General features: G+C 37.3%; 15 protein-coding genes, 2 tRNA genes, 1 pseudogene and 1 riboswitch. Of the genes and pseudogenes, 7 read left to right on the forward strand and 11 right to left on the reverse strand.

Translation table 11 applies throughout. The annotated features are described in order from the left end of the window. Nucleotides 1-30: 30 nt before the first annotated feature. From ftsX to ftsY, 3 genes are read right to left on the reverse strand one after another with little or no spacing between them, the layout of a single operon-like run. On the reverse strand, nucleotides 31-963 hold the full coding sequence (ftsX, locus tag K6J66_RS01175; RefSeq protein ID WP_038440201.1) for a permease-like cell division protein FtsX: 933 nt from the start codon (nucleotides 961-963) through the stop codon (nucleotides 31-33). A gap of 9 nt (nucleotides 964-972) precedes the next feature. Then, nucleotides 973-1,629 (reverse strand): cell division ATP-binding protein FtsE, encoded by a 657-nt coding sequence (ftsE, locus tag K6J66_RS01180; RefSeq protein WP_032824366.1) that lies wholly within the window; start codon nucleotides 1,627-1,629, stop codon nucleotides 973-975. 18 nt (nucleotides 1,630-1,647) lie between these two features. After that, nucleotides 1,648-2,850 carry a signal recognition particle-docking protein FtsY gene (gene ftsY / locus K6J66_RS01185; RefSeq protein ID WP_192876823.1) on the reverse strand — a complete coding sequence of 401 codons (1,203 nt, stop codon included), beginning with the start codon at nucleotides 2,848-2,850 and terminating at the stop codon, nucleotides 1,648-1,650. A 96-nt stretch (nucleotides 2,851-2,946) separates the two neighbouring features. Between ftsY and rsmD the strand changes: the two genes are divergently transcribed. Both rsmD and trmL read left to right on the forward strand, forming a co-directional pair. Further along, on the forward strand, nucleotides 2,947-3,528 hold the full coding sequence (gene rsmD, locus K6J66_RS01190; RefSeq protein ID WP_110442536.1) for a 16S rRNA (guanine(966)-N(2))-methyltransferase RsmD: 582 nt from the start codon (nucleotides 2,947-2,949) through the stop codon (nucleotides 3,526-3,528). Between the two features lie 10 nt (nucleotides 3,529-3,538). Then, a complete protein-coding gene (trmL, locus tag K6J66_RS01195; RefSeq protein ID WP_005685948.1) occupies nucleotides 3,539-4,021 on the forward strand; it encodes a tRNA (uridine(34)/cytosine(34)/5-carboxymethylaminomethyluridine(34)-2'-O)-methyltransferase TrmL in 483 nt (160 codons plus the stop codon). A gap of 48 nt (nucleotides 4,022-4,069) precedes the next feature. Here trmL and K6J66_RS01200 read toward each other — a convergent pair whose 3' ends face one another. Beyond that, nucleotides 4,070-4,906: a glycosyltransferase family 25 protein gene (locus K6J66_RS01200; protein ID WP_192876824.1), complete on the reverse strand. Its 837-nt coding sequence runs from the start codon at nucleotides 4,904-4,906 to the stop codon at nucleotides 4,070-4,072. Nucleotides 4,907-4,932: 26 nt separating this feature from the next. After that, nucleotides 4,933-5,580, reverse strand: coding sequence for a 3,4-dihydroxy-2-butanone-4-phosphate synthase (gene ribB, locus K6J66_RS01205; protein ID WP_021034691.1), 648 nt, complete (start codon nucleotides 5,578-5,580; stop codon nucleotides 4,933-4,935). A gap of 88 nt (nucleotides 5,581-5,668) precedes the next feature. Beyond that, nucleotides 5,669-5,846, reverse strand: a riboswitch (FMN riboswitch). Here ribB and nadR point away from each other — a divergent pair. Beyond that, nucleotides 5,823-7,064, forward strand: a pseudogene (gene nadR, locus K6J66_RS01210) (multifunctional transcriptional regulator/nicotinamide-nucleotide adenylyltransferase/ribosylnicotinamide kinase NadR); the annotation flags it as partial. It overlaps the preceding riboswitch by 24 nt. Continuing rightward, a complete protein-coding gene (locus K6J66_RS01215) occupies nucleotides 7,061-7,741 on the forward strand; it encodes a metallophosphoesterase family protein (protein WP_005655549.1) in 681 nt (226 codons plus the stop codon). The pseudogene nadR and the gene K6J66_RS01215, both read left to right, overlap by 4 nt. 218 nt (nucleotides 7,742-7,959) lie before the next feature. On the opposite strand, the gene K6J66_RS01220 is transcribed toward K6J66_RS01215, so the two are convergent. The 5 genes from K6J66_RS01220 to mutY form a co-directional block, all read right to left on the reverse strand. Next, nucleotides 7,960-8,035: transfer RNA gene (locus tag K6J66_RS01220), tRNA-Asn, on the reverse strand. A gap of 2 nt (nucleotides 8,036-8,037) precedes the next feature. Next, nucleotides 8,038-8,113: transfer RNA gene (locus K6J66_RS01225), tRNA-Phe, on the reverse strand. A gap of 239 nt (nucleotides 8,114-8,352) precedes the next feature. Further along, complete coding sequence (gene mltC / locus K6J66_RS01230; RefSeq protein ID WP_005648474.1) at nucleotides 8,353-9,426, reverse strand: membrane-bound lytic murein transglycosylase MltC; 1,074 nt, start codon at nucleotides 9,424-9,426, stop codon at nucleotides 8,353-8,355. A gap of 14 nt (nucleotides 9,427-9,440) precedes the next feature. Beyond that, nucleotides 9,441-9,713: an oxidative damage protection protein gene (locus K6J66_RS01235; protein ID WP_005648477.1), complete on the reverse strand. Its 273-nt coding sequence runs from the start codon at nucleotides 9,711-9,713 to the stop codon at nucleotides 9,441-9,443. Beyond that, complete coding sequence (gene mutY, locus K6J66_RS01240; RefSeq protein WP_005655543.1) at nucleotides 9,691-10,827, reverse strand: A/G-specific adenine glycosylase; 1,137 nt, start codon at nucleotides 10,825-10,827, stop codon at nucleotides 9,691-9,693. The genes K6J66_RS01235 and mutY overlap by 23 nt, the downstream gene beginning before the upstream one ends. Nucleotides 10,828-11,003: 176 nt before the next feature. Here mutY and rpmE point away from each other — a divergent pair, with 176 nt between their 5' ends. After that, on the forward strand, nucleotides 11,004-11,216 hold the full coding sequence (gene rpmE / locus K6J66_RS01245; RefSeq protein ID WP_005625828.1) for a 50S ribosomal protein L31: 213 nt from the start codon (nucleotides 11,004-11,006) through the stop codon (nucleotides 11,214-11,216). 77 nt (nucleotides 11,217-11,293) lie between these two features. On the opposite strand, the gene K6J66_RS01250 is transcribed toward rpmE, so the two are convergent. After that, nucleotides 11,294-11,977, reverse strand: a complete 684-nt coding sequence (locus K6J66_RS01250; protein ID WP_005652337.1) for a 2,3-diphosphoglycerate-dependent phosphoglycerate mutase — start codon at nucleotides 11,975-11,977, stop codon at nucleotides 11,294-11,296. Nucleotides 11,978-12,152: 175 nt separating this feature from the next. Here K6J66_RS01250 and envC point away from each other — a divergent pair, with 175 nt between their 5' ends. Together envC and K6J66_RS01260 are read left to right on the forward strand one after the other, a co-directional pair. Beyond that, nucleotides 12,153-13,385 carry a murein hydrolase activator EnvC gene (envC, locus tag K6J66_RS01255; protein ID WP_110442534.1) on the forward strand — a complete coding sequence of 411 codons (1,233 nt, stop codon included), beginning with the start codon at nucleotides 12,153-12,155 and terminating at the stop codon, nucleotides 13,383-13,385. Beyond that, nucleotides 13,385-14,227 (forward strand): divergent polysaccharide deacetylase family protein, encoded by an 843-nt coding sequence (locus tag K6J66_RS01260; protein ID WP_110442533.1) that lies wholly within the window; start codon nucleotides 13,385-13,387, stop codon nucleotides 14,225-14,227. The genes envC and K6J66_RS01260 overlap by 1 nt, the downstream gene beginning before the upstream one ends. Nucleotides 14,228-14,231: the final 4 nt, after the last annotated feature.

Below are 14,231 nucleotides of genomic sequence, written 5' to 3' on the forward strand. Positions count from 1 at the left end.
TGGGAAACAACCGCACTTTTCAATCAACACCTAAACTCGGTTATCAATCAAGGAAATGTGTCTTTTTGCGGAAATCCACGCCCCAACATATCCCATAATTAAACAGCTCACTAACAAGAATATAAATTCGCCAACGCCTAATCCATTCAAACTGAATTGGACGGCAAAAATATCCGTTACGTATTTCACTGCAGAAGTAAAATAGCTGATAATAAAACTACTAAAAATTGCTGCAACTAATCCGCCTAACAGGGCATAAATCATCCCTGTATAAAGATAAGGACGAAGGATAAATTGATCTGTTGCACCAAGCAATTTCATCACATCAATACTTGATCGGCTACTATACACATCAGAGCGAATACTGTTACCAATAACTAAAAATACCGCTATCGTCATTAATACAGTGCAGAAAATTGCCACATGGGCAATCAACCATGAAAGTGCGGTTAATTTTTCCATCCAATCGTTATCTAAGCGAACTTCTTGCACGCCTTTAATTTTATTTAAATTGGTACGTAATTCGTCACGTTTTTCTGAAACATTAAATTCGCTCGTCGGTTTTACAATAACGACCGCAGGCAATGGATTATCATCTAAAATTTCTAATTCTTCGCCAAAGCCAGACCAGCTTTTAAATTCCTTTAAACTTTCTTGACGAGAAACATAATTCAGCGATTCCACGCCTTTTTGCTGACGGATTTTTTCTACCACTAAATTCGCGTTTTCCTCACTTAAATTTTTATGAAGATAAATAGTCAATTCACTTTCAGGATAAAATTGAGTGGTGGCTAAATGCAAATTTTTCCACATTAAATAGCTCACAGTCGGGATCGTAAGCGAAACGGCAATCACTAAAATCGTGAGCAGCGTGCCAAATTTACGTTGCCATAAATCCGCCCATACTGCACGCAAAGTATAGGCTGTTTGAACAAAAACAGATGCATCCGTTGATCGGCTCATGATTATTCCTTAATAACGTAAATAACCTTGTTCAAGCACAAGACAAGGTTTTGGTTTTTGTTGAATTAAATTAATGTCGTGAGTAGCAATTAACACAGTCATTCCTAGACGATTAAATTCTTCAAACAAATTAAAAATCCCTACGGAAAGTTCATCGTCTAAATTACCCGTTGGTTCATCTGCCAATAAGAGTTGAGGTTTATGCACAATCGCACGCGCAATATCAATGCGTTGCTGTTCTCCGCCAGAAATTTGCGGTGGTAAATAGTGGGCTTTATTACGCAATCCTACACGATCTAAAGATGCCATTGCTCGAGTATTCGCATCTTTTGGATGCATACCTGCAATAATCAACGGCAATGCCACATTTTCCACTACAGTACGATCTGTTAATAAACGATAATCTTGATGAACCATACCAATTTGGCGACGCAGAAATGGAATTTCATATTTTGACAAGCGAGTAATATCATGTCCGTTAAACCAAATTTGACCTGCGTTGGCTTTTTCCATTCCCATAATAAGCTTGAGTAATGTACTTTTCCCTGCGCCTGAATGCCCAACTAAGTAAGTCATACTTCCCACTGGAAGATGAAAATTCAAGCCTTGTAAGGCGGGCTGCGTTGCACCATGATAGGCTTTAGAAACATTTGAGAACTTAATCACAATTCTTCCTTATTCTTTTTATTCTTCTTCATGAACGAATAATGCCTCAATAAATTCTTTCGCATTAAACTCACGTAAATCTTCAATTTTCTCGCCTACACCGATATAGCGAATAGGCAACTTAAACTGATCGGCTATGGCAAAAATCACGCCACCTTTTGCCGTGCCATCTAATTTAGTTAGAGAGATCCCTGTTAAACCCACTGCCTCATTAAATAACTTCGCTTGGCTAATAGCATTTTGTCCCGTGCCAGCATCCAGCGTAAGCATAATTTCATGTGGTGCAGTTTCATCATATTTTTTCATAACACGAACAATTTTTTTCAGTTCGTCCATTAAGTTATTTTTATTTTGTAAACGACCCGCCGTATCCGCAATAAGAATATCAATATTGCGTGCAGCCGCTGATTGCATCGCATCAAAAATCACAGACGCAGAATCAGAACCCGTGCTTTGGGCAACAACTGGAATATGATTGCGTTCTCCCCAAACTTGAAGCTGCTCAACGGCCGCTGCACGGAAAGTATCGCCCGCAGCAAGCATCACTGATTTTCCTTCAGCCTGAAATTTACGTGCGAGCTTACCAATTGTCGTTGTTTTACCCACGCCATTTACGCCCACCATTAAAATCACATAAGGTTTTTTCGTGCTATCAATCTTTAACGGCTGTGCTACTGGCTCAAGAATATCCGCCATTTCTACTTTTAATTGTTGATATAAAAGCTCGGCATCTTGTAATTCTTTACGACTTGCATGTTCAGTCAAATTTTTGATGATTTTACTTGTTGTCGGCACGCCAATATCCGCAATTAAAAGTTGTTCTTCTAATTCTTCAAACAACTCATCATCAATTTTCTTTCCTAAGAAAAAGCTACGAAAACCGGCGCCAATATTTTGTTTAGTTTTCAGTAACCCCTTAACTAAACGACTAAAAAAGCCCCCTTCACTTGGTTTTTCGCGAGTTTCAATTTCAACAACGGGCTGAAGATCATCTTCTAAATTTTTCGCTTCGATGATTTCTTCGACTGGCTCAAGTGCGGTTGAAATTTCCTGTATTTTTTCTTCTTCGACTAAATCATTAGCTTCAAATTTTTCAATAGACGGCTCGACATCTTTAATCTTTTCTTCTTCAATTTTCGGCTCAATTTTAGGTTCATCTTGCTTTTTATTACGCCCAAATAACGATGCCCAAAATCCGCCTTTTTTATTTTCTTCAGCCATAAAATGCTCTCTTAACTGTAATTCGATAAAAATGTCGTTTATTCTAGCAAAAAATCGTCTAAACTAAGCACAATTTTCAATAAAAATCGGATCTTTATGAAAAAAATACAAACGCCAAATGCAAAGGGCGAGGTTCGCATTATTGCTGGGCTATGGCGAGGTCGAAAACTTCCAGTATTAAATTCTGAAGGCTTACGCCCAACTGGCGATAGAGTGAAAGAAACGCTTTTTAATTGGTTAATGCCTTATATCCACCAATCTGAATGTTTAGATGGCTTTGCAGGGAGTGGTTCGTTAGGTTTTGAAGCTCTTTCTCGCCAAGCGAAAAAGGTGACTTTTTTAGAACTAGATAAAACCGTCGCCAATCAATTAAAAAAGAATTTACAAACGCTCAAATGCTCATCAGAACAGGCTGAAGTGATTAATCAAAATAGTTTGGATTTTCTAAAACAGCCACAAAATCAACCGCACTTTGACATAGTGTTTTTGGATCCACCTTTTCATTTTAATTTGGCAGAACAAGCAATTAACTTGCTTTGTGAAAATAATTGGCTAAAACCCAATGCGTTAATTTACGTAGAAACAGAGAAAGATAAACCACTCATCACACCAGAAAACTGGACGTTATTGAAAGAAAAAACCACAGGAATGGTAAGATATCGTTTATATCAGAATTAGAGAGAAAATTATGTTAGATATTGTTTTATATGAACCAGAAATCCCACAAAATACCGGTAACATTATCCGCCTTTGTGCCAATACAGGATTTCGCTTGCACTTAATTGAACCCCTAGGTTTCACTTGGGATGATAAACGCTTACGCCGCTCAGGTTTGGATTATCACGAATTTGCGGAAATCAAACGCCACAAGACTTTTGCAGCCTTTTTAGAAAGCGAAAAACCCCAACGTCTCTTGGCACTCACAACAAAAGGCAGTCCAGCACATAGCCAAGTAAAATTTGAACTTGGGGATTATTTAATGTTTGGCCCAGAAACTCGTGGCATTCCGATGTCAATTTTAAATGAAATGCCGCTGGAACAAAAAATCCGCATTCCAATGACAGCCAATAGCCGCAGTATGAACTTGTCTAATTCGGTTGCAGTAACGGTTTATGAAGCGTGGCGACAATTAGGCTATAAAGGTGCGGTAAATTTACCAGAAGTAAAATAAACAAAAAAGTGCGGTTAAAATTTAATAAGATTTTTAACCGCACTTTTGTTATTTAAATGGAACTTGTTTTCCGAATATCCGTCTTTTTATTCTAATTAGTTCATTTTTTATTTTATCTAAAGGTTTAGCTGGAATTTGGTTTTTATGTACTTTTTCTCTGCCATTATGCAAACTACTCTCAAAATAATTTTTATCATGCAGAATAAAACTTTGAGTGCATATTGCAGGGGAAAGTTGCATAACTTTATAATCTTTTTGGCTTAATAATTCATCAAAAATTAGAGTGTCAATAGCAAGATAAAGTTGTTTATTTCTTATGTTATTCAATAAATATCTAGCACCCTTAGCTGTGATTGAATAGCCAGCCATTCCAGTATGCTTGAATTTCAATCGGGAAATATTTCTATTACATTTTATTTGCTCACGCTTTCCATAAATTATTTTTCCATGAGCTTCTAACTTCAATATATCAGTATCTTCAGGTATATAATCAATATTCAATAATTCTTTTGCATTTTCTCCCAAATAAATATCGTCTTCAAAAATATTAATATAATCTAAATTATTTTCTAAAACGAAATTCCATAAAACGATATGGCTTAATGCACAGGCTATCTCAGCATCACACAAAGTTGCTTTTGATGAACGATCAAAGGTTATATTAAATTTTTTAGCGGTTTCTTCAATAATATCGGGCGTAATAGCATCAAAAAATTCGAAAGGAATATTCTGCTTACCGAATTCTTCGGTAATGTGTTTTCGGCGTTTTTGTTCAGTAGTTAAACTGATAACATAATTGTGCTGAGCTGCATTATGCATAATAAGTAACCCAAATAAATAAAAAGTTGGAACAGTATAATATAAAAAGTGCGGTAAAAAAATCATAGAAATTTTCACCGCACTTCTTCGTTTTAAATATTATGTGCTAAACGATATTCAACTAAATCTTCAATGGTTAGCACAGAATAACCAAATTTCTTTGCAAATTCTACAATATCGGGGGTGCGAGCCATTGTGCCGTCATCATTCGTGATTTCACAAATCACACCTGCTTCTTTAAATCCTGCTAAACGCGCTAAATCAACGGACGCTTCAGTATGTCCACGGCGAGTAAGTACGCCACCATTTGCTGCACGAAGTGGAAATATATGACCAGGACGATGCAAATCTGTTGGAAGTGCATTATCAGCAATCGCCGTTTGAATAGTAGTTACTCGGTCTGCGGCAGATACGCCTGTAGAAACACCTTTCGCGGCTTCGATCGTTACAGTGAAAGCCGTTTTGTTTACGCTATTATTGTGTTCTACCATTGGCGGTAAATCGAGTTGTTGGCAACGTTCATCGGTAATACATAAACAAACAATGCCACTGCCATAACGAATTAATTTTGCCATTTGTTCTGGCGTGATTGTTTCTGCTGGGAAAATTAAATCGCCTTCATTTTCACGATCTTCATCATCTAAAACTAATACGCCATTTCCCTTTTTGAAGGCATTAATTGCGTTAAGTACGCGTTCTTCAGCGGTATTGCCGAATGGAGATAAAATTGACTGATTCATAGTAATTTCCTAATTTGAGATTTCAATTAAATACCAGAATCAGGGCTGAGAAATGCAAATAAAATGAACGATTTGGGAACCCAATTCGTTTTATTCTCTTTCATCCAGACTTTACTGTCGGCTTTGGAATTTCACCAAATCTGCTGACTTTAAAAGTGAAGTTCAGGACAATTTAGCAAAAAAAATTTGCCAAAAATTGACCGCACTTTTAAACGCTCGTGGGCTTTACCACCGGTAGGGAATTTCGCCCTGCCCTGAGAATGCGCGCTAAGTATAACGCAAAATACCTAGGCACTAAATCAGAACGTGAAAAATATTTTCATTTATCCTACAATAAACACACTCAATTCTTACGCTATCAAGAGCGGATTATGTCAAAAGCAAAAGAAAAAAAAGTCGGTGTCATTTTCGGGAAATTTTATCCTGTACACACAGGTCATATAAATATGATTTATGAAGCGTTCAGTAAAGTCGATGAACTACACGTTATCGTGTGTAGTGATACGGAGCGCGATTTGAAATTGTTTTACGATAGTAAAATGAAACGTATGCCAACCGTGCAAGATCGTTTGCGTTGGATGCAGCAAATTTTCAAATATCAAAAAAATCAGATTTTTATTCATCATTTGATTGAAGACGGTATTCCAAGTTATCCAAACGGCTGGCAATCTTGGAGTGAAGCAGTTAAAACCCTATTTCATGAAAAACATTTTGAACCTTCAATCGTATTTAGTAGCGAACCTCAAGATAAAGCGCCTTACGAGAAATACTTAGGTTTAGAAGTTTCGTTAGTCGATCCTGACCGCACTTTCTTTAATGTGTCCGCCACAAAAATTCGCACCACACCATTCCAATATTGGAAATTTATTCCGAAAGAAGCTCGTCCTTTCTTTGCCAAAACGGTGGCGATTTTAGGGGGAGAAAGCAGTGGTAAAAGCGTGCTAGTTAATAAGTTAGCCGCCGTATTTAATACCACTTCTGCGTGGGAATACGGGCGTGAATTTGTATTTGAAAAGCTCGGTGGCGACGAGCAAGCGATGCAATATTCTGACTATCCGCAAATGGCGCTTGGTCATCAACGATACATTGATTATGCCGTGCGCCATTCTCATAAAATTGCATTTATTGATACAGATTTCATTACCACGCAAGCATTCTGCATTCAATATGAAGGAAAAGCCCATCCTTTTTTAGACTCAATGATTAAAGAATATCCCTTCGATGTCACTATTTTACTTAAAAACAATACTGAATGGGTGGATGATGGCTTGCGCAGCTTAGGCTCACAAAAACAACGCCAACAATTTCAACAACTACTCAAAAAACTGTTAGATAAATATAAAGTTCCTTATATAGAGATTGAATCACCAAGTTATCTTGATCGCTATAACCAAGTTAAAGCAGTCATTGAGAAAGTGTTAAATGAAGAGGAAATCAGTGAATTACAAAACACAACCTTTCCTATAAAAGGGACATCTCAATGATTTTATTTGCTGGTGATCCGCACGGAAGCTATGATCACATTTACCCTTTTATAAAAGAACAGGAAAATGTCGCACTGATAATTTTAGGCGATTTACAGCTCACGACAGCAGATGAGTTGGATAAACTTGCGCAACATTGTGATATTTGGTTTATTCATGGAAATCATGATAGCAAAACCATTAGTGCTTTTAATGCAATTTGGGGTTCTAAGTGGCAATCACGCAATTTACACAATCGCGTAGTTGATATTCAAGGAACTCGCATTGCGGGATTAGGCGGTGTATTCCGCGGGCAAATTTGGATGCCACCAAATCGCCCCATGTTTTTTGATCCTATTCATTATTGCCAATATAGCCCACAGGAGAAGATTTGGCGAGGCGGTGTGCCTTTGCGTCATCGCACGTCAATTTTTCCATCAGATATTGAAATCTTAGAAAACCAACAAGCAGATGTGTTGATTTGTCACGAAGCCCCTAAACCACATCCGATGGGTTTCCAAGTAATTAATGATTTGGCAATGAAGATGGGGGTTAAGCTAGTATTCCACGGACATCATCACGAAAACTTTACTTATCGAACAAAGTATCCCTACAAAATCACGAATGTAGGTTTCCGCAGTCTTGCTGATGCAGAGGGAAATTATTTGCTACAAACCATCGACGATCGTGAAAAATAAATCTATTCCAAAATAAAAGCCGATTCATTTTTCTTCTTTAAGTTAAACGCAAGCGACTTAGGTCGCTTGCTAACATCAAAAATAAGAAGGCTCTCGCTCATTGATACGCCATTTTGAATTTTGATGCCTAGTTATAGTTACAAGACTAGAGAAGATTATATATTTTATATATAAGAAAGCAAAAAGCCGCTAAATCTCTTTAGCGGCCTTTCTAAATTTGGCTCCTCCTGCGGGACTCGAACCTGCGACATATGGATTAACAGTCCACCGTTCTACCGACTGAACTAAGGAGGAAATGGTGCCTCGAGGCGGAATCGAACCACCGACACGGGGATTTTCAATCCCCTGCTCTACCGACTGAGCTATCGAGGCGTTATCATTATTGGCTACTGCCTGACAACGGGGCGTATTAAACTATTTTTTCGGTTTTCGGTCAATAACTAAATTCAAAAAAAATGGAAAAAACATTTCATTTGAATAGTTAATCATCAATATGTTTATTAAAACAACGAAATAATAAAAAACTATTTTAAAATTTGCCGCACTTTTTTAATAAAAAATGCTCAATGGTGTTAGCCAGCGAGCATTTTTGATTATCTGAAAAAATTCAATTATCGTCTAACACGGAATTTTTTCTGTGCCTTATCAACTTTCAACAAATAATTGCGTGCTTGTGATGATGGGTGAACTGTCGTTAGAATGCGATAAACTTGTTCTGGATACATTTGATTGATTTTGTAAATCGCCGTATCCTTATCATTATCAAAAACACGTAACACTGCGCCTGCACCACTATTATATGCAGAAATCATGGCAAAACGTTTTGAGGTTGGATTCGTAATTCCATCTAAATATTGATTTTGTAAAATCCACAAATAAGATACGCCAGCATCAATATTATTCGCAGGATCATATAAATAACGCGTTGATGGCTGTCCACCTTTGCCTTTCATTGCAAATACATCTCGACCTGCTGTATGAGGCACGACTTGCATTAATCCAATAGCATTTGCGTAGCTAATCGCATATGGGTTAAAACTTGATTCTGTTTGCATAATGCCCAAAATCAAACTTTCATCAATGCCATAACGTTGTGCAGCTTTACGAATTAATGGTAAATATTTTCGTGCACGCACCTCTACGTGGTTTGCAATCATAGGAACAGAAACAAATTGCACGGTATGCCCATTCTGTAACCGACGTGTTTGCAATTTATTTTGAATCAAATAAGTGGCGAAATTACTTGCGATAACTTGATTAGCAATTTGTTGCCCTTGATGATCTACAACCTGCCCCAAAAGAAATGGACGAGAGCTAATCGGCACATCACCAGATGCAAATAAATCAATACCTTTTGCATCCGCTCCCATTAACAAGGTATGAACAATAGCATTATGTAATCGATTTAAATCTTGCTGGGTTTCAATAACGATATTACCTTCATCAAAACTCACATGGCTACGCGTATAAAAAGAATCTGTATATTTCACATAATCTTTACGGCTTGCCACTAACAATTCATTGACGCCCCAAATTCGGTCAATATTATGCGAGAACTGCCCTGTGAGAATATCTAACCCTTGCGTGTCTTTAGCAAAGGCTTCATCATAGTTAATACCTTGATTCGATGAATTACTACAAGCATACAAAAAAGGCAATAATGCCAATAATAAATATTTTTTCATTGTAGGATAGATAACTAATTTGATGGTGGAACATAACCTTCAATATGAACATCTTTACCTTCAAACAAAAAATTAACCATTTCTTGTTCTAATAATTTACGGTGCTCTGCATTCATCATATTAAGTTTTTTTTCATTCACAAGCATCGTTTGTTTCTTAATCCATTCGCCCCAAGCCTGTTTACTTACTGAATCAAAAATACGCTTCCCCAACTCTCCTGGATAAAGTTGAAAATCTAAGCCTTCCGCTTCTTTTTTGAGATATTCACAAAATACTGTTCTTGCCATAATGATTCCTTACAAATTGTATTAAAAGATTTTTCACAGGCTGAGCCAGCCCGATCGGTTCAGGATTTTGTGGATCATACCAATATTTGACCGCACTTGATAGGTTTGATTGGTATTCTTTTGTGCTTTCCATCACTTTTCGCCAGTCTAAATTAGCCTGCTCTACGCATAAAGTACTCTCCATTTCAGCATAAATTGGATGAATATCTAAATGAAAATGGCTGAATGTATGTCGAAAACTCGGCCATTCTTGATAATGCGTGACTTTTTCTTGGGCTAAAAAATGAAGCAACGAGGATTTATCTTCAAATTGTGGAAAACAAAATAATCCGCCCCATAATCCTGAGTTTTCTCGCTGTTCCAAACATACTTTGCCATTTTTCGACAAAATTAAAAAATAGGTAGTTTTTTCTGGCATCGCTTTTTTAGGTTTTTTAGCTGGAAATTTTTCCCAGTTTGTATTTTTATAAGCCAAACAATCTATATTTAACGGACAAAGATCGCATTTGGGCTTAGTTCGCGTGCAAACCATTGCACCAATGTCCATCATTGCTTGGTTAAAATCTGCCACACGCGTCGTAGGTGTAACTTGCTCCGTTAATGTCCACAAGCGATTTTCTACTTTTTTCTCGCCACTCCATCCCTCAATAGCAAAATAACGCGCCAACACACGTTTAACATTACCATCTAAAATTGGATAAGGCTGATTTAAAACAGAAGATAAAATGGCACCAGCAGTTGAACGTCCCACTCCAGATAACGCCCAAACTTGCTCAAAATTTGTTGGGAAATTTCCATTAAATTCATCCCGTACTTTTTGAGCGGCTTTATGTAAATTACGCGCTCGTGCATAATAGCCCAAGCCTGTCCATAAATGTAACACTTCATCTTGTGAAGCATTGGCAAGTGCGGTGATATTTGGAAATGTTTTGATAAACCGCTCAAAATAAGGAATTACCGTCGCAACTTGCGTTTGTTGCAACATCACTTCAGAAAGCCATACACCATAAAGCGTTTTATTTTGCTGCCAAGGCAAATGCTTGCGTCCAAACTTGTCGTACCAAGCTAAAACAGATTTGGCAAATGGCGCATTGATGGAAGATTTTGCTAACATAAAAAGAAAAGTGCGGTTAAAAATGCTGATGATTTTACACGAAAATAGAGCTTGTTTATCTGCATTTTTTCAGTATAATTCGCAACCTATTTGGTGCCAATTATGGCGTATTATTCACTCACGCGGTGTGGGGAGAAAGTTCCTATAGCGGCGTGGCTTCATTTTGAGGTTTTTCTATGAAACAAGGTATTCATCCAGAATATAAAGAAATTACTGCGACTTGTTCTTGCGGTAATGTGATCAAAACACGTTCAACTTTAGGCAAAGACATCAATCTTGATGTGTGTGGTAACTGCCACCCATTCTACACTGGTAAACAACGTGTTGTTGATACTGGTGGTCGTGTCGAGCGTTTCAACAGCCGTTTCAAAATTCCAAGCACAAAATAATTTGGACTTGCTTAAAAACCCCGCTAATTTGCGGGGTTTTGTTTTATACAGTTAGAACAACAATACGTTGAACTTAATTAAAGATAGTAATGTTCTACGTAATTTAATTTATCATCAAGTTTTAAAACTAAAGGCTGGCCTGTTGGAATTTCAAAATCCATAATTTCAGCATCAGAAATACCGATAATATGTTTTGCCAACGCACGAAGTGAATTTCCGTGAGCAACCACTAAAACACGTTTGCCAGAAAGCATTGCTGGTGCAATTTGATCTTCCCAGAATGGTAATGCACGTTCTAATGTTAATTTTAAATTTTCTGCGTTTGGCACAACATCAGATGGAATATTTGCGTAGCGACGGTCATTGTGTGCAGAATTTGGATCTTGTGGATCTAAATCTGGTGGAGAAATGTCGTAAGAACGACGCCAAATATGAACTTGTTCGTCACCGTATTGCTCCGCAGTCGCTTTTTTATCTAAACCTTGTAAAGCACCATAATGACGTTCATTTAAACGCCAGTTTTTTACTTGTGGAATCCATAATTGATGGGATTCTTCTAACACGATGTTACAAGTTTTGATTGCTCGAGTTAAAACAGAGGTAAATGCGATATCAAATTCATAACCTTTGTCTAACAGTTTTTTACCCGCAGCTTTTGCTTCTTCCACACCACGTTCAGTTAAATTCACATCACGCCAGCCTGTGAATAAGTTTTTCGCATTCCATTCACTAAAACCGTGACGGATAAATACTAATTCCATAAGAATCTCCTAATTTTTTCAAATAAAAAGAACGCACATTTTATAGCAAAAAATCCTTAGCTTTAAAAGTTAAAAGGGATGATTTCCTGATCTTTAGCAAAAAATAACCATCAAACTTTTTCGCCTTTTAACAAATATGATAAGATTTGCGAGTTTTACGAATTTAGGATGAATTATGTTGCGTTTTGGCGTTAATCAAAAAACATCATTATTATTAACCGCACTTTTAAGCTGCGGTTTATTAATATTTTCGCCTGTCAGCCAATCTTCCGATCTCAATCAAATTCAAAAACAAATTAAACAACAAGAATCTAAAATAGAGAAGCAAAAACGTGAGCAAACTAAGTTACAAGCAAATTTAAAAAAACACGAGAGTAAAATTAACAGTGTTGCGAGTGAACTGCTTGAAACCGAAATAAGTTTAAAGGAAATTCGTAAGCAAATTGCCAATGCAGATAAGCAGCTCAAACAATTAGAAAAACAGGAACGTGAGCAAAAAGCACGATTAGCCAAACAAATAGATATAATTTATCGTTCAGGCATTAATCCATCGCTGATTGAACGAATGTTTGCCCAAGATCCGACAAAAGCAGAGCGAATGAAAGTTTATTATCAGCATTTAAATCAAGTTCGGATTGAAATGATTAATAATTTAAAAGCAACGCAAGCACAAATTGCAGTACAAAAAAAGGCGGTTCTCTCTCAACAAAAGAATCACCGAAATCAACTTTCCACACAAAAAAAACAACAACAAGCATTGCAAAAAGCACAGCAAGAGCATCAATCTACACTGAATGAACTCAATAAAAATTTAGCCCTAGATCAAGATAAATTGAATGCACTAAAAGCAAACGAACAAGCACTTCGTCAAGAAATTCAACGAGCTGAACAAGCAGCCCGCGAACAAGAAAAACGTGAAAGAGAGGCACTTGCTCAACGCCAAAAAGCTGAAGAAAAACGAACATCAAAACCTTATCAACCAACTGTGCAAGAACGCCAATTACTTAATAGTACAAGCGGTTTAGGGGCAGCAAAAAAACAATATTCCTTACCAGTTTCTGGTTCAATTTTGCATACTTTTGGTTCTATCCAAGCAGGCGAAGTACGTTGGAAAGGTATGGTAATTGGCGCATCAGCAGGCACGCCTGTTAAAGCAATTGCTGCTGGACGCGTCATTTTAGCGGGATATTTAAATGGTTATGGTTATATGGTTATTGTTAAACACGGCGAAACTGATTTAAGTTTATATGGCTTCAATCAAGCTGTATCAGTGAAAGTTGGTCAGCTTGTTTCAGCAGGGCAGGTTATTGCTCAAGTAGGAAATACAGGGGAAATATCACGTTCTGCGCTTTATTTTGGTATTAGCCGTAAAGGAACGCCAGTAAATCCTGCAGGGTGGGTTCGTTGATGAATATTTTGATAAAAAGTGCGGTAAAAAATTTCATTGTTTTTTCTACCGCACTTTATGCCTCTTTTTCTTTTGCTCAAAGTAAACTTGCTATTGTTATTGATGATGTAGGCTATCATCTCAAAGAAGATGCGGCAATTTTTGCGATGCCACGTGAAATTTCCGTAGCAATTATTCCTGCTGCGCCCTATGCTCGAGCACGTAATCAAGAAGCAAAATCTCAAGGTAGAGATATTTTAATCCATATGCCGATGCAACCAGTAAGTGCAGTGAAAATAGAAGACGGTGGGCTGCATTTAGGAATGTCTGCAACACAAGTAAATGATCGGGTAAATACAGCCAAAAATATCGTGAATTATGCAATTGGCATGAATAATCACATGGGCAGTGCAGCTACAGCCGATCCCCAATTAATGACTTATTTAATGACCGCACTTCAAGAAAAACATTTATTCTTTTTAGATAGTCGAACAATAGGAAAATCTGTAGCTGGGAAAATAGCAAAAGAACAAGGCGTGCGTTCATTAGATCGCCATATATTTTTAGATGATAGTAACGAATTCGCAGACGTTCAACGTCAATTTAAAGCAGCAATTCACTATGCTAGAAAACACGGCTCCGCCATTGCAATAGGCCATCCTCGCCAAAATACGATTGCAGTTTTACAAGCAGGTCTTCGTAATTTACCCGAAGATATTCAATTAGTCGGAATGGGCAACTTATGGCGAAATGAAAAAGTAATCCCGCCCAAGCCATTTATTTTATTATTCAGCGAAATGCCCGCGCCAACTTCTATAGAACCTTTTGAGCCTGTAGGATTATTGCGTGGAATTCCAAAATAAAAAC

This window comes from Haemophilus influenzae (assembly GCF_019703545.1).
Classification (GTDB): Bacteria; Pseudomonadota; Gammaproteobacteria; order Enterobacterales; family Pasteurellaceae; genus Haemophilus; species Haemophilus influenzae_E.